Here is a 24,753-nt window from a genome sequence, read left to right on the forward strand (position 1 = left end):
GCGACATCCAGGAAAAATGTTGCATCGAATCATTTCATGCATCGAATCAAGTCGTCCGCTTCATACACAAATCCGAACATGACCGCCACATACCAGAGCGCCAACTGTTTCGCGGCTTCCGTCCGGACGGTTTCCTTGTTCTCGATGGCCGTTACGGCTTGACGCACCGTGGAGCATAACAGCCCTCTCTTTTGCATATCCAGCATGCCGCCGGGCGAGGTGAGCAGACAGCCGTTGATGGCGAATCCGGTATAAATCAGATGATTGACACCGTCTTCCTTGCACAAGCCGAACAGCTGGTCCGCATTCTCCGCAATCCCTTCGTCCCCGACCGGCTTAGCCTCTTCAGGGAAGTCGAGGTTTCGCTGGCCCCGCGCGATGTCGTCGCGGTTGTGCAATCCCGGGAACACATGCCCGGCGCGGAATTGGTCAAGCCTTTGGCGGACCGGATTTAACGCGACCCGTTCATTGGCTTCCGTTCTGCCGGACGATAACGATACGGCTCTGTCGTAACCGGGATATCCTTTAAAATATGTGCTGCCGGGGCGGACCACATGGTACACTTTCAATCCCGAAGCCCTTACGCTGCGCAATAGCTCCGGGAACACGCTTCGGCAAATGTCGTAGGACCGAGAAATGTACTCCACGGCTCTATGCCACCCGGGATACTCCTCCCACGTGCCGCAATCCCACGCATGCATGACCACGACGGCCGTACCGTCGAGATCCAGCTCCAAATCTTCCTTCTGCCATCCCGCGTATCCTTCGGCCGCAAATTCAAGATTGCGGTCGGCGTCAAATTGCTGGTAGTACGAGGTCGGCACTTTAACGATTCGCATAACATTCCCCCGATCCGGTCTTCGACAGCGAGTTCGGAAGCCCGCGCTTTGCCGGAGACCGATTATTACGATAAGATCTTGTAGCATACCTGTTCCTAACAAATGTATCACTTTTCGGCCGATATTTTAATCTTTTTTTGGCTGCTCTTGTCAGTCAACGACCATCGCGGGCTGAGATCGGGGCGGCAGAGCAAGCCGGAAACCGAAAAGAAGGTACCTTCCGCGGGAGCTCCCGCAAAGGTACCTTCTTATTCAAGCGGCCGTTATGGCGCATCAATCGCAATCCCTTGAGCTGCTAGCAAGGCGCGGACGTCGTCCATTCTGATCACCAGGTGGATGTTGTTCATCGTCCGAAGCGAGCCGGAGACGATTCCCGCCACCCGGCCGAACCGGTCGAGGATCGGGCCTCCCGACATGCCGCTGGCAATCTGGGCCGAGGTCAACATCCGGCTGCGCCCGTTCACTTCGGCGTTCGGACTGTTGACGATGCCCTCGGTAATAATCGGGGTATTCGCCATCGGATATCCGATCGCATACACATTCTCGCCGTATCGAACGGCTGTATCCCGAACCGGCAAATAGTCGTAAGCGTCTTTCTTTCCGCTCTGCGGAGCGGGCAGCCTTACAATCGCCGCATCCGTTTGCTCGTCATAGCCGAGCACCTCGATCGGACCGATGATTCGGCCATCGGGAAGCGTACCCTCGATGCGCTCCGCCCCCTTCACCACATGATAGGCGGTTGCAGCCAGCCCATCCGGCGACAGGATCGCTCCCGTTCCCGTCGCTTTCAGCGAACCGTCTTCCCGGAGAATCCGGATATACAGGACAGCCTGCCCGCTTCTTCCGAAAATATCTTCGGCGTTATAAGCGACGGGAGTGTCCGCCTCCGCATTCAGCCATACGGCCGCGCCGGACAATAAGCAAATCAGGAAACATAAAGCCGCGATTTTCCGTTTCATTGTTCCCTTCTGCCGCCTTTCTCGGTCACTCGCCGTTTACTTGGCTGCCGACATAATGTGTTGGAAGGCCCAATGATCCGGAGTCAAGTCGCTGAACGCGGCCGGCACGTCCTGCTTCTTCATGCCGATAATCCGATTGATGACCACGACCGCCTGAGCCCGCGAAATCTCGCTATCCGGCTGGAACGTCCCGTCAGGGAAACCGTCCACATATCCCGCCTTCGTAAACGCGTTGACATACCACTCGGACCAATGTCCGGCTACGTCCGTCAAGACTGTTGTTCCCGGAGCGGACACATCCAGCCGGAGCACGCGGGACATCATCACGACGAACTCGGCGCGCGTCAGCCCGCGCTCTCCGCCGAACGTTCCGTCCGGGTAACCTTCGATAATGCCGGCCGACGTAAAGAAGGCAACCTGGTCTTTTACTTCATCCTTCACATCTGCCAGCAGGTTGTCTACGCTGACGTCTTCCTTGTCAAGCAGAGGAGACAGCGCATCAAGCAGCTCATACCGGGTAATCGCCGCATCCGGCCTGAATTCCTTATTCCCGTAGCCCGTTATATATTTCACTTCTCCCGCATCCTTCTTAAGCTCGTACTTGGCGTTCTCCACCTCGTACTTGATCGTGATGACGCGGTCGTCTTTGTCGGTAATCGCCTTGACCGTCATTTCGCCTGTAATGACGATACTGCCTTCCTTGTACACCTTGCTATTCTTGGTCGGCGTACTGCCGTCGGTCGTGTAGTAGATCACATGACCTGCCGGGGCTTTCAACTTCAAGATGCTGTTTCTGGCAACCTTGACCGGCTCGGAGGAGCCGACGGCGATTTTGCCGCCGCCAATCGCGGCCTCAATGGCCTGAGGCGCAACGAAGAATCCTCCTCCGCCCATCGAGAACGTCTGCTTGGTCCATGTCCCGGTCATCACCGGACTGTTCTCCATCTCCTCCGCGATCGCTACCGCCTTGATCGTCGTCGTGGACGTTAGCGTGATCGGCCCCGTATAGAGCTGCGAGCCGGCGCTCGGCTGGCTTCCGTTCAGCGTGTAGTAAATGCTGGCCGAAGGCTCGTCGGCAGTGAGCGTCACTACAACTCTATCGGTGAAAGTCGAGCCGGACGGAGCCGCCTTCGGAGTCGGCACCGTCACCTCGTATTTGAAGGACGGGGTATTAATCGCAACTCTGCGGCTCTCGTCGCCCGCTTGGACCGTCAATACGGCACGAGCTGTCGATTTCAGACTTCCGGACAAAATTCCCGCGCTGTCCCGGACTAATTGAGCGTTCTCATCCGCTTGCCAATGCAGCGATGGATCGGAGGTGAGCGTAAAGCTGCCGCCGATTCGGCTCATCAGATCGCCTTCATTCAATATCACCGCCGCCGTACTCAGCTTGGAAGCATTCGAGCCGCCAAACGGCTTGAGGGCCGGATAATATCCTTCAGCCGCTTCCCAAATGGCGCCGTCTAATCCTTTAGGCAACCGGCCTTGCGTGAGCTGCCGGGCCGTCAAGCCCGCAGCGCCGGTTACGGCTCCGCTTGCCCGTTTGCCGTCTGCGTCAAAGTATGCCGTATCGTTTTTCAAAGCTTGCTTATTGAAGAAGCTGTCCCCGATGATAGCGTTGGCCGCCTTCTGTCCTGCGATCCCTCCATAAAAGGTCTTGTTGCGTTGAATCAACTCGTTGATACCGGCAATAATCTCCCCGTAGCTCAGAGAGCCGCTAATCGTTCCGCCAGCCGCATAACCGGTGATGCCGCCTGCCTTGGCAGCCGTTTGGCCTTGAGCGTACACTTTACCGGAAGCATACGCGCCAATGATGGTACCGCTGCTTACGCCCGCAATTCCCCCGGCTGTCGCCGAGTCGCCTTTCGCCACTATGTCCGCATAGGAGAACGATTGTTCCACGATGCCGCTCTGCTTAACATCGCCGGCGATACCGCCTGCCGCTGCCGACGGCTCAGCCGTGTCGACGGTAACCGTACCCGCAGTATACGATTGTTGGACCCGGCCTTCATGAATCCCTGCAATACCGCCTGCATAGCCACCGGTTGCGGCAACAGCCGAGTTCGCGGATGAACGTTCGATCGTGCCGCTGTTGAATCCGGCCAAACCGCCGACGGCCGACACTCCGTCGACTCGGAGCCCAATGGCGGTGACGGCGGTCAGTTTATTGTTGTTCTCGCCTGCTGCTCCGCCTACGTTTTGGACACCTTTGACGCTGCCTTGCACTTCGACTTGATTCAGCTCGCCCGCGTTCGAGCCTGCGATGCCGCCCGCATCGTTCCCCGCAGCGGTTACCGCCGCATTCACCGTCGAACCGGTAATTTGACCGTGATTGATTCCGACCGCACCGCCGATATAATCCCGGCCTTCTACCCTTCCGCCGATCCGGGTATCGCGGATTACGCCTCCCGCATGGTTAATACCCGCGACAATCCCCACGCGCGAACCGGCCGATACAAACGCATCTTCAAATGCCACCCTTGTAACGAGGCCGCTGTTTTCCGCGATAAATCCTTGTATATCCGCCGAACCGGCCGTATGCTTAAAGCCTTTGAGCTTGTAGCCTTGGCCGTCGAATTGTCCGCGGAAGTCGCCGAATGGCGTCCATTTCCTGCCCGCCAGATCGATATCCGCGCCCAACAAAATTTTCTCTACTGCCGGCTTCTCAACAGCCGTTCTATGGAACAGATTGTAAAAGCCAAGCCCCGTATCCGCATTATACAGCCGGACGATGCCGGATAGCTGGTTTCCGCTCACGATGATCCAATCGGCTGCGATCGTCCTGTTCAGGAAAGGCGCATCCAGATCGAAATTCCAGCTGCGGAATTCGCTGTACGACTCCGAGACGTCCGCTTGGTCATTGCCCGTCGAAATCCCCAAATTATAGCCGATCGGACTCGGCTCCGCCGTGTAGGCGGACGAGAGCACCTTGCCGTCGCGGAAATTGTAGCCGACCAGCGCCCCCTTAAACACGTTCGCTCCGCTTACGTTTACGGTCATAGCCGCTGTCTTGGCAAAGACGCCGTTCAGCGTTCCGTCATTGTAGCCGGCGAAGCCGCCCGTATACGATCGGGTGGGGTGATTGACGCCCGTCGTGGTCAAGCTGTCCTGCGTCGCGTAGGCATGCCGGATGACCGCGCGTCTCTCCACTGCCCCGGCAAAACCGCCGCTGCCGGTATCGTAGCCTGTGTTGTCCACCTTCCCGGTTGCATAAGCGTCGGCAATCTCGTACCGGTCGATGGAGCCGGCAAAACCGCCCGCATACGAGCCGGTAATACCCTTCGCCTCGACAGAGCCTAGCGCATATACCCGTTCCATCGAGCTGCTGCCGATATCCGAATCGCCCAGTATTCCGGCGAAACCGCCGATGTAAATCGTCGTATCCGGATTGTCGTCGGTGACCTTCACCGGCAATGCCGCATAAGCGTTTGTCACCTTCGTATTGTCGCCGCGTCCGATCAAGCCGCCGACATGCGCGGCAGGCACCGTACCTTGCTTCGTCACGGCACGCTCTACCGTAATGTTTTGTCCGTCCGGCGAAGCGGCGGACGTATAGTGAATTTGTCCTCCCGTCGAACGCCCGACGACACCGCCGATATCGTAAACCACGCTCGTGTCGGCCTTGATGCTTTGCAAGGGCTCCGAGCTTACGATGATGCCGCTGCTTGCACCGGCGATGCCTCCGACCGCCGCCTCCTTGCCTCCATGCACCGCCAAATCGACGTTCGTCTTGGCGTAATAGACGGAAGACTGGATCAGCTTGCCGACGATTCCGCCTACGTTCAAATCTGTGCTACTGTCGCCCCCCTGTGCAACCAGAGGGTTCCCGCGTACGTGAGCTTCATAAATGCCTGGATAAAGCGGCGCCCGTCTGCCGAAATCGAATGCCTGATCCATGGCGCCGGCCGATAGGATGCCGGCTATACCGCCCATCGAGCTTTCGCCCGACTTGGCCGAGAACGTCATATTGGATACGGCATCCACCCGGTCGAGGATGGAATCTTGCCCGCTGCCTACGATGCCTCCGGCGGTTACTTGCCCGCCTGCCGCCTGAATGACCGCATCGGAAGTCGCTTGATGCACGGCCGTACGCGACAGCTTGCCTGCAATGCCCCCGAGCGTTGCTTCCGGGCTTGCTTCGAGCGAAGCAATGGACAGCTTATCTACCTTTACCCGTTCGATATCGAAGCTGTTCGTGCCCGCACCCGTCTTGCTGCCGATCAGTCCGCCGAGCGTACCGTTGCCCGACAGCTGTCTACCCGTCTGAGAGGCGGTGACTGAAACGCCGTTCAGAGTGTTCCCTGCATCGGAATGTCCGGTCAAGCCGCCGACGATGGAACCGGTGCCTTGCGCCGCAATCGTTCCCGAGGTGTAGGTCAGCGTAACATCCTCTGTAAGGCCCGAGACGTGCCGGCCGATCAAACCGCCCGCCATGCTGTTCGGACCATAAGCGGCAATCGAGTAGTCCATGTCCGTCTTGAACGAGCGGACCGGACCCGTTTGCTTGCCGATCAAGCCACCGATCGTCGCATGCTCGGCCGAACTCTTCAATGCTATTCCCGTCGACCGGAAGGCGAACAAGCTCGGATCGAGCGACTGCGCATTGTCTCCGATCAAGCCGCCCGCGACGGCGCCCGTCCCGACGGCTTCCAGCGTGCTGCCGCTTTCCAGCGTGACGCTCGCGTTTCGGAACGTCCCCGTATTTTTCCCGATCAAGCTGCCGACCGTGCCGCCGCTGATCGTTGTATCTTTTGCCGCTTTGATCGTCACGTTTTGAACTTGGCCTTTGTTGTAGCCGGCCAATATACCCGTATAGCCGGTTCCTGCCACGGAGAGAGGCTCCATGACGATATTGCTTGCCTTGGCCTTCTCGCCGATTACCCCGAACAGCCCGGAGTAGCCATAGTCCGGCTTCAGCATCAGCCCGTCGATCAAATGGCTGCCGCCGTCGAACGTTCCTTGGAAAGGCGTGTTCTCGGCTTTGCCGATCGGAATCCATTGTCTGGACTGAATATGAATCGGATTCGCGATGCGGATCGTCCGGCCTTCGAAGTCGAATCGCTCCGCGCCGGTTACCGTACCGTTGACCAGCGCCGCCAATCCCGCCAGCTCCGCCTCCGTCTTGATGTCGTACGCAAAAGCGAATTTGTCGCGCATATACCAAGCGATATTGGCGTTGACCTCACCGCCGCTGCCGCCTCCGCCTTCTCCGCCGGTATTCGCGCTCCGCTGAAGCTCCGGATATTTGTAATCCGCATTGACGGAGCCGTATTTCCACGTGCCTTCGAAATCCCAACCGGACAGTGCGGGGAACGTCGTCCGATCCATCAGCGTCGAGGACAACAGCGTGCTCAACCGCGCATGAACCTGCAGCCAGCGGTGATTGCCATCCGCGAAGTCCGGCAAATCCTTGTTGGTCTCCAATGCTTCGTCCTTCACATAATAAGCCTTGTACAGCAGCTCCTTGCTCGCATTGTCGTAACGTCCGGCGAAACCTCCGGCATAAGCTCCGTTCCATGCCTGAACTTGTGCGGCGGAATATACGGTGGTCACTTCGCCGCCCGTAATTCGGCCAAGCAAGCCGCCTGCATACGAGCCCTCGGCCGCCGCCGTGACGACATTGCCCGCATAGGAGTTCGAGATCGTCCCGCCCGCCTGGTCGCCGACGAGGCCGCCGACATTCGTATAGCCGCCGCTTGCCGTCACCTTGGACACGGAATGGGACTTATCGATCACGCCCGTATTGCGGCCGGCAAGTCCGCCGAGGAATACCGGGCTGCCGGGCGTTCCATGCGCGTTGCCGAGCACGTCGATATCGACGTAAGAGGCGATCACTTTGCCTTTGTTATCGCCGACGAAGCCGCCCGCGAGTGTTCCTTCCCCTTCGATCGCAAGGGTGGAGTTGGAATACGTATAGTATAAAGTGCCGGTCTCCGAGTTGACTCCGACCAGACCGCCGACGATGCCGCCCTGTCCTTTGGAGGAAACCGGAATCTTATCCGTAATGCTGTTGTTGGCGATCAGACTGCGGTTTTCTCCGACCAGACCGCCCGTAATGGAGGATGGGGCGTTCATCTGCACCGAGCCGACATATCGGCTGTTCTGAATCGAGCTGACTCCGGAAGCCGGACTTGCGGCCGGATCGCCGTCCTGCTTGTCGTTGACGCCGACAAAGCCGCCGGCCTTCGACTGTACGGCCGTCTCGCTCGCCTTGATGTTCAGACCGTCCATAAACGTATTCGAGATATAAGCCGAAGCAGAGCCCCGGTTGTAACCGGCCATCCCGCCGACTACGGATTGGCCGCCATTAACGATCAGGTTGACCGTTCTGCCGGTTATCTTGTTCATTGAAGTTTGGTCTTGATAAGCCGCAGCGCCGCCCGCATAGGCGGAAGTCGAGCCGGCGCTTGTCGTGATCAGCAAATTCTCGATATTGGTTAAAGTCGAATCGCCGAGCAATTTGCCCTGCTCGATCCGCCCTGCAAGTCCGCCTGCTCCGTTATGCGCCGCATTGACCGTCATCGATACATAGTTCGGAGCAACGGCCTCCACGCGCGGATTCACGATCTCCGTCAGCTTGGCCGAACCGACGATGCCGCCGATCCAGGAGCGCTCCCCGGTAGAAGCGATCAGCACTGCATCCTCTACATGGACGTGAGGGCCGATAATTTTGGCTGCGACAGGACCGCCAACGGCGACTTCTGAACGGCCCGCTATACCGCCCGCCTCAGCGGCCGCTCCGCTCGACGTGATCGCGATCCGGGAAGCACTGCTTTCCATCAAGGTTCCCCGGTTCGTACCGGCGAGCCCGCCCAGCCGGCTATCCGCTCCGCCGGAGGTAATGGTGATGCTCTCGGCCGAGGCTCTTGGCGTATCCCCCAGGTTTTCACCAACTATGCCGCCTACGGAAGCTCCGCTGCCAGTCGTTGTAAACGTCATGTTACCGGCGTTCAAAGCAAAACCTGCCGCGCCTTGGCCGTCCGAGCCCGGGATCGTTCCTGCTGCCGCATCATGGATGCCGGAGATTCCGCCCGCTTTCGCCTGCGCGCCTTGGATACTGAACGTCATCTGCTCCGCCTTGACGTATGCCTTCGCAGAACGGTTATGGCCGATCGCTCCGCCGACTTGGCTGTTCGCAGCCAGCAGCTCGACGTTCATATGGTCCGCCGTAACAGGCGCCCCGGGTTGACCGACTTGCGCATCGGCCGTCAAGGAGCCGGCCAAGGAACCGAGCGTATAATGACTTCTGCCGGCTTGAGTGATCAAGCCGATATTGGCCGCCCGACTGTTCGTCAGCGAGAAGGCATTCGTATTCGTTCCGACGATACCGCCGGACGTGATCCTGTCCTCGCTTCCGACCGCGTCTCTTACCGCCGATTCCAGTCTCACGCTGTAGCCTGTGGCGAATTCCGCGTCTCCTGCGGTCGCCGCCGCTATCGCTCCCTGCGCCTTGCCTACAACCCCGCCGGATATGCCGCCTGCAGTCTGCAGGACAATGGTGGCGTAGTTGACCGTTGCCGTATCCACGCTGCCGTTCAAGAAGCCCGCGATACCGCCGGCATTTCCGTCCGTGGCCAGCTTGGCAAACTCCGCTGCGGTATTCCCCGCATGGGCGTTCTTGATAGCGCCGCCGTCCACATAACCGGCGATACCGCCCGTGTACGATTCGTTTCCGCCGCCGGTCGACTGGATCTTGCCTTGGAAGACGGCCAAATCGATTGCGGCGCCGCTGTCGCTATGATTCACATAATAGCCGACGATCCCCCCGGTGCTCACCGTGCGATCCGAAGCGGACGATGCCGCGGCAACTGTAATTTCTTTATTGAACGCAGCGCCCGAGATCGCTTTATCCGCTCCATCCCCGGGAACGATGCCGATATAACCGCCCGTGTATAGTTTGCTTAGGCCGCTGACGCGGATATCCGCCGTGCTTGATACGTTATTGCCGACGACGCCGGACGTTCTGGCATAAGCTTTGTTCGCCACGATACCGCCCGTATAAACCCCGGTGCCGCCGCTTACGTTAATCTCCCCGCTGTTGACGTAGGCTTGACCCGCTGTGCTGTCGAGCAGCACCCGCTTGCCTGCGTACCCGACAAGCCCGCCCGTATAGGCTTCATTCGGCTTCATCGCGATCGAACCTACCGTAATGGCCGCGCTGTTCTTGGCGGTATCGGCGAACGTAACGGTTCCTGCCGCTTTCCCGATCAAGCCGCCGGTAAAGGCCTGATTCAAGCCGCTGACTGTGATCGGTACGGTATTCGTAAACGGCTTGCCCCACACGAATGTGCTGTTGACACTGCCGGCCAGCGCGCCTGCGTGTACATTCGAACCGCCATGATTCGTAATGGGCGCGGAGTTGGCAAAGGCGATCCGGAATTGCGGATTCGCCTGCTCCGCATCGATCGAGCCGATCAATGCTGCCGAATATGACCCTTCGGCCGTCGGAGACTGAATCGTGACGACTCCGCCGTTCGAGGTCGTATCCGAGAAGTCGACGGCCGCTCCCGCTCTGCCGACGATACCGGCCGCATAGGCGATACGCGCACCCGTTATCTGAACGGCCCCCGTATTCGTAATCGGCGTATCCTCGTCTGCCATGCCCAGTCGCCCGGCTGCATAGCCGATAATGCCTGCCGCATGAATCGTGCCGCCGCCATTCGCCTGAACCGCCGCCTGATTGGCCACCTTTTTCATAATAAGGCCTTGGCTCTCGCCGTAACCGACGATTCCGCCGCTTTCGATATTAGGCCCCTTGGCGGTAACGGGCGCGAGGTTGCTGGAATTGGATATGCTGCCTTCGCCCGCGCCGACGATGCCCCCGGCATACACATGCTTGATGGCGAAATCCGCTTTGACCGGAATATGATTCGTTATGTTATAGACGATGCTGCTGTTCACCATCTTGCCAGCAGCCGCGCCCGCGTAAGCTACCGTCGTATCCTGTACGGGAACGTAGTCCCATATCGTACCGTACGTTTGCGAATAGACGGACTGCCACACATAGAGGATACCGGAAGTATTGACGGAGCCGATATCGATTTTGCCGCTGCTCGTGAACTCGAAGCCGCCTACGGTGCCTCTGTCCATAAAACCGACCAGGCCGGCATAAGTCAGATTGCCCGACAGCTTCATCCCGTTGATCTTGAACGTGGCATTGTTTTTGGCAATCAGCGTGCCGCGAAACGGATGCTGCTCGGTCCCGATCGGCACCCATTCGTAGGCGGACAGATCGAGATCGCGATCGACTTCCAAAATTTTGTTCCGGAGGCCGTCGACCGTGCCGCTGCTCACCAGTTTGGCCGCGCCTGCGAGCTTGGCCGGCGTATCGATCGTAAAGGTTACGTAGTCCGGATTGTACCACGCCGTATTCGCATGGTCCGTCCACTTATCCGTATCGGCGTTGACATTAAATAAGCCGGCCAACCCCAACACGGCAAACAATATTGCGGCAAATGCAATCCCGAAGACCGCCTTTGCTTTGTGCTTCCGTATCATATGCACACCGCCTTCTTGAATTCAAAACGCGAAAAGGAATGTACCCACACCATTGCTGCACTTTGGTGTGGGCATGCTTGCCGCTATGAAACGGTCAATTTCCCGTAATCCATCGATCCAGCCTGATGGCAATGGCCGCAGCCTGGGCTCTGGTGAGAGGCCCCTGCGGATTGACGAGCGAGCCTTCACCTTCAATGATGCCGTACTTGACGCTGAGCGCGATCTGCTTGCGTGCCCAATCCGGGATGAGCTGCCGGTCTTCGAAAGCACTGAGCAGCCGCTCGACTTCTTCATCCGGGAGATCGCCGCTCAGTCCGAGCGCGGAGAGCGTCCGGCCGACCATCGTCATCGCTTCGGCGCGCGTCAGCGCGGAGTGCGGTGCAAAGCCGCCGTTCTCGAGTCCGTTCACGATGCCGAACTTGGCCGCGATCGATACGCTGCGATTGTACCAAGCGTCGAACGGAACGTCGATAAATTCCGAGGTTGCGGTCTTGTTCATCAGACCTGCCACCCTTAGCAGCACGGTCGGATATTCGGCACGGGTAATGTTGCTGTCCGGGTCGAACCGCCCCTCGCCTTTGCCCTGCATGAACAGCTTCGCTGCCGCCGACTCGATGCCGGGCTTGCCCCAGAACTCATCCGATACATCGGTGAATGCCGCTTCGGTGTGCAGGAACGCCACACTGCCGTCGCCGGTCAGCCGAGCTTCTATATACGCGGCTCCATTGACGAAATCCGCCTTCCAAGGGACGGTTGTCCATTCCCCGCCCGGACCGCGCACAATAACGGCATCGATATGACCCGCTTGAATCGAAGCAGGGACCGGAACTTTGGTAATCAAATAACCGGTGCGGTTTGCTTCCGGCAAGTTCGTCCCGATCTCGACGCCTTGCCCGTCCGCCAGCAAAGTACTCGACACATCGGCAGCCAGCTGCTGCATAGCGAGTATGGAAGACTCGCCGTTAGGACTCAGCTTGACTTCCAGATCCTGCTGCATGCCTGCCAGCAGCTCCGGCGGAATGACCAGAATCGCGCGAGGAAGCTCGATGCGGATGCTCCGCTTGCTCGCCAACGCTTGCTGCACCACGTCTTTGTCGAAGCGAAGCGCGAATTCCTTGATCGTGGAGTCGGCCGCTTGGACGACAATGTCTCCCTTGCCTGCATCGGCGCCGCTCTTAGCCGTAATATGTACCGTGAGGCTGTCGCCCTTGCGTTCAGCCGAAACTTTCTGACCGTTCACGGTTACCGAATCTTTGGACGAAATCGGCAGCGCGCCTCCGCCTCCGCCCCCTCCTGCGTAGCCGCCGAATGGGCTCCATATTTTGGCGCCCACGACGGCGGATGCGCCGACCGCTTCCTTCTTCGCCGAGGTCCGTTTGGCGACGACCAGAACATTCCCGGACTTGGCCGGTACGATTCCGTCTTGCGGCAGGAAGCTCCATCCGCTCAGATCGTCACCGAACCCGGGTGGGACTGCCTGCGTCGCATCCGGAAACACTTTATACACGATTTGGTAGCCGGGCAGTTCCCCGGTATATCCCACATTCACTTTGGTCGCGGACACATTGTTCGCTATCGATTCGGTCGTAACCGCATAACGCTCCAATACAGCGGGAGCCGGCACTTTGACGGATGCGACGAGCGTGGAGTCCAGTACGACCGGACCGCCTGCCGCCGCTTCCGTTTCTCCGCCATCCGCGATCGCGTAACGGACCTGAATCAGACTTGCGCCCGTATCCGGTCCGGCGGTAACCTGCAGCACTTTCTGGTTCTTGCCGCCTTTCGATACTTGAACCTCTTCGATCGTTACGGCATCGCCCATGCTAACCGAGTAAGTCACACGCTGCGACTGCTCCGGAGTCATCGGCACTTCGCCGAACACCGCTTTGCCGTCCGTCGTCTTTCCTTGCTGCACCAGCAAATAAGGCTCGACGGTTACCGCTTTGCCCGGCGCAAGCGTCCCGATCGGCTTCAACACAAGCGCCGCCGGAACCTTGAAGTCCGCATTCGTCACCGCTACCGTCGCCCGATTCTCATTCCCGGCTCCGTCTCGTGCAACGAAAAGGAGTTGGACCTCCGGGCTGTCGATCGTGATCGGAACCGACGCGGAGAACTTTCCGTTTTCTGCGACGGCAACGTCTACGCCAGTCCCTTCGGAGACCCGATCGATATAAACGGTCAGCTTGGCGTCCTTGGACGTCGTGCCGGCCACCTTTATCGCTCCTTGAGCCGTCCGCTGTCCGGTTACCGGTTCATTCAGATACAAAATCGGTGCGCTCGTATCGACGTTCAAGTACAGGAACGTCACTTTCTTGTCCTTCGTTCTCTTGCTGCGGGCCATCAGCTCGATGCCGAATGAGCCGTCCGTCGCGAATCGGTCGAACGTCAAGTCGCCCTCGCTCGTCGCGCCGTTATTCGTCAGCTCCGTTTTCCCGATCGAAACCCCGTCTTGAAACGCCTCGACCTCGATATCCGGCTGATCGGCAACCAGATGGATCGTTTGCTTCGTCCGATTGGTGAGCACCTCCAAATAGTCCGGGAATTGCCCTGCCGTCATCCCCAGTCTTGGTTCTGCCGGTACGGGAAGCAGCGTATTCGCGCTATCCGTTCTGCCTGCGAAACGATAGTTGTCGTTCGGGTCGAGCGCCTTGCCCGGCTTCGTAGCCGCCGATACGCCCAGTACGTAATACTGGCCCGTTTGCAAACCCAAGTACGTTATTTTCTCGTTCGCATTCGACACAGGCCCGTTCAAATTGGCTGTGTTCACTTCCTTGGAATCGGAAAACTTCGTCCACCCGCCGACAAGAATGCCTTCATATTGGCCGGTGACCGCGTTCCAGTACGGACGAAGCTCCTCCTCCGTAAACAGCTGCTCGGCAAAATGCGGGTAAGCGGACAGCTTCCCGTCCTGCTGCTGCATCGCAGAGACGGAATAGCTGTGCTCCACGTTGTCCATGCCCGGCTTTTTAGCCGCCGGCTTGAACGAAAGACTGAAATACCCGTTGCCGGCCGGTTCGATCCGCACGTCCGTCACTTCGCCGGGAGCCAAAGGATCGACGATCCGGAATGTCTCCACCGAGGTTCGGGTTTTGAACGATGCCGGAGATTTGAGTGCGGCCCGCAAATAATAGTCGCCCTGCTGCAGCAAGCCGCGGAGGTCCTCCACCTTGCCCATCAGCGGAACTTGGCTCACGTCAACGTCCAGCTTGCCGCTTGTAACCGTACCGTCCATGCGTCCGCCGGCATCTACAGGAACTTCCTTCGCAATCAGAACTCCAGGCTCGCCGGGATTCAGAACTTCATTGCCGCCGACGACTGTTTTGCTTGCGGTCACGGCTTCCTTGGTCAAATACAAATCAACCGTATCTCCAGACTTGGCATTCTCCACTTGCCATGAAGCTGTAAATTTGTTCGCATCCGTATGGCTGCCGATCAAGCTGACGTTCTTCAGATCGGCTGCCGTCGGCACGTTCAACAGCCGCGTTGCGACCGGCTTCGCCGATGCAAGCGTCCAAGTTCCGCCCTCCAGCGCCTTCGCCTGCGGAATAAGGATGAAAGCTTTGCGCACGTCGGCCTTCGTAGCCGATTGGGCGGCCGGAATAAATTGCGTAAAGGCGTTAGCCTGCGGATTCGTATTCGTATTGTCGAACAGGACCGGATACGGGACGCCGTTTCGGTCCTTCAAGACGAAGGCCGGCATTTCCGTTTGGTCATATTCGATTTCAATGATGCCGTTGCCCGAGACGCCGCCCATCGGAACATCGTGGGTGCGGCCGCCATCTTTGACATGAATGCCTCCGATACCGGCTTCCATCGCGCTGTTGCCCATCAGCTTGACGCCTTCGGCAATGTCGCGGAACACGATCTCGTGATGATCCTTCTCGGTATCGAGCCACGAGGTAGCTACCGTACTCATGCCTTGCCCGATAACGAGCAGCTGGGGGCCTTTCTCCGGATCCTCGATCAGCAGATGGGCGAATCCTTCCGGAATATTGTCCTGCGAGGTGCCGAACTCGATACCGCCGCCCCAGTAATACGTAATGCCGAGAGAAATGAACAAAATGCCGACGCTGCCCCAAAGCTTATCGTTATTCAGTCCGAGGAATACGCTGGCAAGCGGCATCCCCCCGACGACCGGCACGCTTTCCGGAATTTGCAGGCGCGCTCCGATGTACCCTTCAAAGTCCGTCCGATGCTTCTCCAGATTTTGACCTACGAAAATACCGGCTTTACCCATAATGACACCCCAGCCGCCGATATCGATTTCGGCTTCCACTCTCACGAACCAAGGCGTTACCCACTGGGCTTCGAGCAGCGCTTTTGTCACCATTTTGATTTTTTCGGTGCCTTTCGGATCAAAGGAGTAGTCCAGCTTGCCCAAAATCGCAAGCCCCGTCCGCTTAACCGTCAAATCCACACTGCCGAGCAAATAGACGGGCGGAACGCCGAATGTCGCATCAACCCCTGCCTGGATCACTAGCGGAAACGGTTCGTCGGCCGTTCCTCCGGCGATCGTATCCGCCAGCTCCCGAACGGCACCGCGGACGGCCGACAAGTAAGTAGCGCCCGTGATCAGCACGCCCGGCTTATCGACACCCATACCGAACGCCACCACGTCGGGCAGCACCCTTCCGTCCTTCACCTGCTTGAAGGCAAGCTCCGCCTGAACCTCGAACTTGTCCTTGACATCGGCCTTGAACTTGATTCCATATTTGTTGGAAACGTTCTCCACCTGCTGGACATAGTGAATTACCGTAAGCTCTCCGCTGGCGGTGCTCGCGTCTTCCTTCTTTTCCTTTTCCTTGGCCTCGAACAAACCGAGGTCCTTGCCCAGATCGAAGCGCAGCCGCGCATCCACGCCGACGAAGCCTTTGTCGTTGAACACGACGTTGCGGACCTCGCCGTCGACAATTTTCATCGACAGCTTGCCGCCGAACGAAATGCCGCCGGGCCGCAAAATAAAGTCGTTGAAAGTAAAGCCGAAGCCGCCGATCATAAAGCCCGGTGCGGCAAACAGGCTATGCTTGTTGAAATAGACGTGAGTCAGCATCAGCTGGCGCAGCGGATTGAGCCGGTCGCCGAGCGCGCCCGTCGCCCAGCTTAGCGTGCCGTTCAGACTCGTATCCTCCGGATTGCTGTGATTATCCGGAAACACCTCGTACTTGTCCTCGTCCCTCAATATGAGTTTCGGAGCCAGCATCTTGTCGAAGCCGTTGAAGAAATCGAGCGTCCATTCGCCGGAATGGAAGACGAAGCCGCTGTTGGCCACGCTCAAGGTGCCTTCTCCCTTGACGAACAACGTATCCAAAAACGGCACTTTATCGTATCCTGATACCTTCTTCGGAATGTCAAACACGTCCAGCTTTCCCCGGACAAACACCATATCCTTGCCCCGGTAGGCTACCGCTTCGTTAATGAGCGCCGGCTCGGTCTTCGTATCCACGATGATCTGCTTTTCGGCGCCGTTGCCGACCTCCTTGATCATGCCGCGGATATCGACCAGCTTCTCGCGGACCGGTTCGCCGTTCGCTTTTTTCTGAGCGAAAAAGTCATTGTATTCATTCTCGGATTCGAAAATTTTATAGTTGTAGGCAGGAACCTTCTTGAGCGTATCCCGGTCCATGAATCCGACCGTATCGAACTTCGGATCGGCCATTTTGCTTGCTACAGCCACATAGCTCTTGATTTCCAAAAGGATATCGACGGCATCCTTCAATAGAGCGCCGGTCTCGAATTTCTTGCCCGGGAACGCCGCATTGACCACCTTCAGAAATTCTCCGTCTGCAGCGGAAGTGACCCCGCTCAGGTCGACATACTGCTTGTAAACCGCCATCAGGCTCGCTTCGCGAACTCGCGCTTCCTGATTGTTCGTTACCTTGAACGTCTGCTTCGTAGTGATATCGTACATGGCCGCGATTTCCTCATCGCCGCCCGTATCGCCCTTGAAGTCGATCTCCACCTGGTATTCGCCTAGCGGAAGGTCCGCTCCGAGTCCGGCTTCGAGTACGTTCCCTTTGGCGTCTACCCGTTCCCCGCCCCGGTACGTGATGCGCATGTCGCCCGAGAATCCGTCGTCGGCAGGCTGCAGAATGACGGAATTTTTGACGGGCACCTTGTACCTTTTGCCTGTGACTTTTTCCTTCAAATACAGGTCGAAGTTCGGCGCCATCAGCTCGTTGCCCGTATTGTAGGCTTCGATATTCGTAATATTGACGGTCAAATACTTGATGTCGGCGCTGTATGCCTCTTTCGGAGCGAGTCCGTACACATAGGTCGGAGTCGCTTGCCCGATGGCCGGAAGGAGGACGAAGCCCGATTTGACCGATTCGTATTGTGCCTTAAGTCCATCGTCCTGAACGCCCTCGATTTTCTTGACCGTCTCGGGGCTCTTGACCGTCAGCATATATTGCCGGGTCGTCGGCCACGGCTTGCCCTTGGCCTGAACCGTAAACGAAATCGTTTCCGTATCGCCCGGCTTGTATTTCGGCTCGATGCCGTTTGCCGCTTCCTGCGGCGTCGCTTGCTTGCGATACACCATCTCTTTGTTGCGGTACGATTCCGTCACGACTTTGCCGGTCGAGGCGTCTCTGACGATTTTGCCTTGATCGTCCAGCTTTACGAAGCTGAGGCCGCTCTCCAGCTCGAGCATTGCGGTCACGTTCGTATGCTCCATGCCGAACAGCGCGAGGTTTTCGATCTCGGCCGTAATCGTGAAGACGCCTTCGTTGTCGTAGGCGCTGGCGTCCGCATTCGTCGCGAGCGTAAGCGGCGGGTCGATATACCGGACCGAGAACACCTTATCCGGCTCGATAATTTCGCCCAACCCGTAAATCGTCTCGAACGTTTGAACCTTGTTGTTCTCGATCGCCTTCGGCTGCCAATAAAACGCGACCGCGGAGTCGGCCGATCCATAGTCGTTCGTATCCCGCGTAAAGTCCAGATTGCCGTTCGGCGTATAGTCCCATTTCGTATTCGCAAGGCCGTTCCAGTGACCGACGATCATCTCGTCGACCAGATTGATGTTCGCTTCGGAAATGTTGTTGAAGCCGTAAGCCAGCACATTGGTAGCCAGCGGATTGGTCAAATCCAGCTTGTCCCTCATAACCCAGTAAGGAGGCAGCTTGTAGAAAGGGCGATCCTCCTCGGAAATGTTCGGGTTGTTCTCCGGATCGTGCACCAGCTTGCGTTCCACGAGCAGCGGAGCCTTATAAATCGTTCCGATCTGGAATTCCGGACCGTCATTGCTCCCGACCTGCGTGTCGAGCATGATCCGGGTCCCCAGCTCGACCTTGGCGCCGCTGTGGTTCACAACCTCGTAGCGGATATTGACGTTGCCCGCGTTCAGCTTGTCCTCCGGATCGGGGTAAAGCATCAATATTTGCTTGATGGCTACTCCCTTGATCGTCCACACCGTCTCGATCTGTTTCGTGCCGTTGCCGTTCTCGACAATGACCGGCGGAGTAATCTCGGAGAATAATGCGGCGCCGAATTTATACGGATTGCCGAATATATAGTCCGTTCCGTCGATCCGAAAACTGGTGAACGACGTATCCGGATCGTCCCCGCCGAACAGCATATTGACGTTGTCGTCCTTCTTGCGGATCGGCTGGCCGTCCGCCGTGCGGATGCCGAAGCGGCCCGTGCTGTTGTTTACGGTAATTTTGATGAATTTATTTTCCAGCACCGTCGTTTTGGGCTGCGTAACAACGGCTGCCAGCGCCGTCGTCGCTTGGGTCATAGAACCCAGCAGCAGCAGCAAAGCCAGCACGGACACTATCGTTCTTCTAAACAGCTTCACGTGAGAGCCTCCTTCTGAATAAAGCGATCGATTCCTTACTCCATCTTGCTAATGAAGAAAGTCGCATACTCGCGTTCCCGCTCCTGATTCCGTACGATAATGGTGTACCAGCCTGTTTTCGGGAAGATCACCTCGTAATTTCCGCTAACCAGTTCCTGGTGAGTCAGCTTCGTCGCGATCGTTTTCATCTGCCCCTCGCGGAACAGACCCGAGTAATAATACAAGTCGTAAGTCGCTTTTTCGTTAGTCAGCTTCTGACCGGATATTTCCATTAGATCGAAGCCCGTAATCTTGAAAATTACCTTGTTCGTATCGAATATCGACGTCTCCGCACTTGCCGCCGAGATCAGCGTGTCGTTGCCGAAGATCAGCATGCCGTCCCCGCCGACTACTACAACCTCTTGGGTGGCCGTGCCTGCGTTGCCGACCTGATCCACCGCCATATAGGTGACGGTTTGACGCCCAAGCCTCGCAAGATCCAGTCCGCTGATCGACACCTGAATGTTGTCCGGCGACGATACATTATCCCGAACCGTATAGCCCCCGAGATCTTTGCGGAAATCAAAGTCCGGCTTGTTCCGGGCCACTCCGATTGTCGCCGCATTTAGCGTCAGCTCCGGCGCCTTATTGTCCAATCCTTTGACCGTCACCGGAATCCGGTTCATATTGCCTAACAGATCGGATATGGCTATCGTAAGCGCACCGTCCGCCGAGAACAGACGAGAGGTGGCGAAGCTTCCGTCCGCCGCGCTGATTTGGTTCGAATATTCCTCTACGGCCGGATTGGGCTTGTTGGGAGCCGTTCCGAGGAATACCCGGTTCGGAGCCGATATTTGGCCGCTGATTTCAACCTTTATTTTGCCTTTGGCATACGATTGACCGTTAATGTTCACTTTGGCGCTCTCCGGCAAAACATTCCCGTTGTCGTCCACAAGCGTATATTCAATCTTGGCGGCTTGAGGAGCCGTGTTTACGATATTGCTTACCGATTCCCTGACGATGGTCACGTTGTTCTGCGCGTCATATACCGTAAACTCGGCGACACCGTTTGCCGTCATATAAACCGTTGTCGGCTTGCCGTCATGAACGAAAAACTCCTCCGAAGTCGTCGATTCCTTCTCCACCGTCAGCCGGACGCCTTCGATCAGCTCGCCATCACCCGCACCGATTCGCGCATATTCCGTGCCGTCGGTTTTCGTATACGAGAGGGCGATTTTCACTTTAGGCCCTTCCCGGTCGATGTTAGTCTCCGTATACGCAGCCGTACCGCGGTTGCCCGCCTCGTCCAGAAACTCGAACGTGAAAGTGCCGTTTTCCTTGAACGTGTACTTGTTGCTTCCATTGTTATTGGTGATGCGCACAGGCTCCGACGGATTCAGCTTGACGGTCACATTGCCCGCCGTTTTACCGAGACCGGCCAAAACCTTCTCGACGGTTCCCGTAGGAGGCGTCGTATCTATATTGCTGACGACCGCATAAAGCGTCGCCTTGCGGTCGGGATTGGCCGCATCCGTCAAATCGAACGAATAGTAGCCGTTCCGGTTGACATGGAACCGGTTCCCGCTCCGCTCCGGCGCGGAAGGATTGACCGCCGAAGGCACAACCTTGATGCCCAGCGGGGTCTGAATATCAATATCCACGCCGCTCGTTGAAGTAACAGGCCGATCCGTACCGAGTGTCGCCAGCGCATATACCGGCTCGGTCAAGGATACGGACCCGGTATGAAGCGGCTTTGCTTCCCCGATCGTCCCTTCGCTGCCGTCGGCCTGCGGTCCCGTTCTGTAGCGGACTTGGATTTGACCGTTTTGTACGTTCGCGGAAGGCACCTGGACGGCGACGAAGTTCGTATACGAGCGCCATCTCAGCCAGCTCTTTCCATAGTCGGGAGATATCGAGTACGTGTAGCCCGACTTGTCCAGAACATCCAGACTAAGCTGTACGATAGCGGTGTAACCGTCCGTCTGGTCCCCGAACACATAGAGCAGGTCCGACCTGGCGTCAGCCGGCGGCTGGATAACCGGCTTCGATACTCTGAAATGGCCCGCGGTAGAAACTACCGTTTCATTGCCTGCGGCGTCCCGAGCATAAACGTATAGCTTGTAGTCTTGCGCTTCTCCGGGTGCCAGATCGGTAGCATCGACGGAAGCGGACGTTTCTTTCAATTCCTTCCATGATGCGGAGCTTGCATCGGGAGCCGTGTCGCCTTTTTTCACCCATTGATACTTGCCGACCAGGTTATCCTTATTCAGCACATCGCTGACCGCCAAGCCGACGGTTTGTTTTGCTCTCGGATATAAATCCTCCTCCATGGAAAATTGGACCGAAGGAGGCTGATTGTCAAATTTATATGCCTTGTTGAAATAGTAGTAACGGTCGTTTGTCGCTTCCTTCACCGTCATATGCAAATACTGCACGCCGTTCAACGCTTTGTTGGCTGGCACTACATACTCGAATCCGCCGGGACTTGCCGCCATTCCGTTAAGCGCGGCAAATGAAGCGCCGTCCGGACGTACCGTACTGTAGCTGAAGGCGTAACTGACCTGGTACGGATTAGCCGCGAGCAGTTGCATCGCGCCGTATGTCAACGTCGTGACGGATGGTGTATAGACGTCATAAGTAACTGCGCTCACGGTCGGCGTCTGCGGCCGGTTCAAATAAAACAGGATGTCGTGGCTTTGCACATATTTGTCTTCGATTCCTCCCGCGAAGGTGCCGCTCACTGTCGCATTCGAATCCACCTTCACCGGCCCGCTTGCCAAGCTTGACGAGTTGCCCAGCATATCCGCCGCTTTCATATGCAGCACATAGTCCCCGTCCTCGGATACCTCGTTCCTCGTTCCGGTCGTGAACTGGCTGCCGTTCAGAATAACCGGCTTCCACTGGATGTCCTCGGGCGTACCTCCCGCTTTGACCCATTGATAGAATGCTTCCTTCAGACCGCTGTGCTCGTCGGTGATAGTCGCCGTCACTTCCACGTTGGCGGAATTATTATTGGACAACCCCGTTATCGTGATCGTCGGTCCCTTGTTGTCCAACTGCAAGGCAGCGACGTTGTGCGTCCAGTTCGAGTCGTCTTTATTAAAATCGACCAGCTCCCAGACATTCAAATCGTCGTACTGGCCTACCGCCGCCAACGCCTTGTTGTCCGCATAAAAGATTTTGTCGGCCTCCGAGCCCGGAGCCTCGTTTTTCCATGCTTCGTATTGCGCCTCATGGTCCTTTTTGAACTTCTTCATCTTCTCGTACTGCATCAGTTCCCGCGCCGTATCCCACGTCATATCCGCCGTCCAGGAGTGCAAGTACCACGTCCCGCTGCCTTCGGCGGTGAACGCTTCGGCCGGCGGAGGAATCATGTTCGTCTTGTTGTTCACGACGTTCAAGTTCAGATTCGCATAGCCGGCATCGTTCGGGTACAAGTTTTCCCTGGGCTGCTTGGCCGACAGAGAGTAACGTTTGACGGCCGCATAATGGTCATCAAGCTGGTAATCTATCTTATCGATAAGCGGGTCTTGACTGTTTCGCGTCCAAGCGTAGTACACGAGCCCTACCGCAGGCGATGACGGACCGGTCATATTCGAAGGGCGGTAAATGCCCCGGCTCGGTCGCTCGAAGTTCGAAGCCGCATTGTATTCGGGATCGATGACCGGCACCGGCACCGGCGGATCGTTGACATCGATCGTAATTTTGCCGCGCTTCTTGTATACCGCGTCGGTAGCTCCTTCGCTTTCATAATGGAAGCTGATGATCGGTTTCGTATTGTCCACCGAAAATTTGGCCCAGTCGATTTTGGAATTGACGTTCGAGCTGTCGCCGTCTACATGAACGCCATCGTAGTTGGCCGGTTGGATCAGCAAATTGCCCGCATAGTCCTGAATGACATCCTTATCCTTGGCCAAGAATTGGCTGTCCGCCGGATACCCGGCATCCTTTCGGTCATGCGTCAGGGCGAGCACCTTCAGAAGAGGCGTCTCCACCGTCACCCCATCCGGAATAACCATCCGGAAGCGTACGTTTTTCGTGCCGTAGCCGAGATTGTCATTGTTTACCTGATCATAGTAGTAGGCTCTCATGCCATTGTTGAAAAGCAGGTACATGTCGTTCGATGCATAAGGATTTCCGTTGCGGTCGTCTCTTGGGACAACATCCTCGGAGAATTGCACGGTAAAATCCATTACGTCCAGATTGTTCGCCGTCACCCCGGTGACGATTTCGGGCTGAATCCCGTTGCCGACCTTGGAATATTTCGGCGCGACGGCATCGATGATAACGCGGTAGGCGCCGCTGTCGTAATCGAACGGGTTGACGAGTTCGTCCCTTACTTCCATCAAGTTGTCATCGCTATTGCTACCTTTAAGAGGAAGCGTGAACGGTTTGATTCGATTTCCTGCCGCATCGATAAAATTCGCGCCCTGAAGCTTCTCTTCCATGCTCGTATCCAGCGGTCCACGATTCATGCCCGCCAGCGCGTCGGACGGCTTCATGCGCGGCTTCACCGGAAGATTGCCGCTGTGATGGTATTTGGACGCCGTGTATGTATAATTGATGTCTTTATGAAGCGGGACATTCAGAAACGTGCCCGCGAAATCCGCAGCCGTATATGTCGTATTGATAAGAAATTGCTCCAGACCTTGGGTTGGCAGTCCGTCTCCGGGAGGATTCGTAAAAAATGGATGACGGAGAAAATGATCGTTGTAGCCGGAATTTAATGCCGTCGGCCGGACCGGCTCGCTGAAGTTATAAGTCAGCGATATTTTCTCGCCCTGCTTGGCGTACAGCTCGGGCTGGCCTTTCTTATTCTTCCGCTCCACTCCGTCGCCCGTGAACGTATAGCTCTCCAGCTCCGGGCGTACTTTGTCTTGAAATTTGATGAACAGACCTTCTATGCCGGCATCTTCATCCTCTACGAAAGCTGCGATATGGATGATCGATTCGGCTTCAATTTTTGCCGTGGCTTCCGTGTATCCGATTGTTCCCTCGGCATCGCCGCTATCGCCGCTCAATACGACGGTTCTTTCTCCAATTGGAGGTATGATACTGAAAGATGCGGCGGAAGCCGACGTCCATAAGAATCCCGAATCATATTTTAGTTTATTCCACCCAACAACGATTTCGGCGTTCCCGCCTTCCGCGATTGCCTTTAGCAGCTCGTTGTCTTTCACTCTAATTTCAAATTGTACGGTAGCCCAGTCAGTAGAAGTCATCGAACCGTCGGCATAAATCTGGATGTCTTTGTCCTGCTCGGTTTGCACAAACCCCGGAGAACTTGCAAATCCGCCGCCGCCAACATTAAAGTTCCGAAACGCATTGTCCGCTTGGACGGTCGTATTGCCGATTTTCGTTCCGTCCAATAAGATCGTCTCGTCATCGGCCGCATGCGCCACGTTAGCTCCCCATACGGGCAGCAGCGATACGATCAAACATAGGGTTAAACTAACGGCTATCCATTTGGACATCATTCTGTAATTAATCACGAACCGAGCTCCCTCCTAAAGTCATGGCAACTAGTACTTTGGATTCATATGACCATTCGTGATTCAGGCACGGAATCTTCCCGCGAATTGACACGCAAAAGCCTCCCTTGAAACTCCTGTCCTAGTACAAGCATCGATTTATTATAAATAGCGGCTCTAAACACAATCTAAACAGTTTGTCGAAAACA

General features: G+C 56.8%; 5 protein-coding genes. All 5 read right to left on the reverse strand.

Going from position 1 to position 24,753, the window contains the following annotated elements; all coding sequences use genetic code 11:
* Positions 1–29: 29 nt before the first annotated feature.
* The 5 genes from FE783_RS15650 to FE783_RS15670 all read right to left on the reverse strand — a co-directional run bounded on the left by FE783_RS15650 (position 30) and on the right by FE783_RS15670 (position 24,565).
* A complete protein-coding gene (locus FE783_RS15650; protein ID WP_138880316.1) occupies positions 30–839 on the reverse strand; it encodes a hypothetical protein in 810 nt (269 codons plus the stop codon).
* Positions 840–1,102: 263 nt separating this feature from the next.
* The gene (locus FE783_RS15655; protein ID WP_138880317.1) at positions 1,103–1,798 is read right to left on the reverse strand and encodes a S1 family peptidase; all 696 of its coding nucleotides are present in this window, start codon (positions 1,796–1,798) and stop codon (positions 1,103–1,105) included.
* A 36-nt stretch (positions 1,799–1,834) separates the two neighbouring features.
* Positions 1,835–11,296, reverse strand: a complete 9,462-nt coding sequence (locus FE783_RS15660) for a chitobiase/beta-hexosaminidase C-terminal domain-containing protein (protein ID WP_138880318.1) — start codon at positions 11,294–11,296, stop codon at positions 1,835–1,837.
* 94 nt (positions 11,297–11,390) lie between these two features.
* Positions 11,391–19,094 (reverse strand): S-layer homology domain-containing protein, encoded by a 7,704-nt coding sequence (locus FE783_RS15665; protein ID WP_138880319.1) that lies wholly within the window; start codon positions 19,092–19,094, stop codon positions 11,391–11,393.
* 35 nt (positions 19,095–19,129) lie between these two features.
* The gene (locus tag FE783_RS15670; RefSeq protein ID WP_138880320.1) at positions 19,130–24,565 is read right to left on the reverse strand and encodes a hypothetical protein; all 5,436 of its coding nucleotides are present in this window, start codon (positions 24,563–24,565) and stop codon (positions 19,130–19,132) included.
* Positions 24,566–24,753 lie beyond the last annotated feature (188 nt).

Source organism: Paenibacillus mesophilus, from assembly GCF_005938385.1.
Lineage (GTDB): Bacteria > Bacillota > Bacilli > Paenibacillales > NBRC-103111 > Paenibacillus_AB > Paenibacillus_AB mesophilus.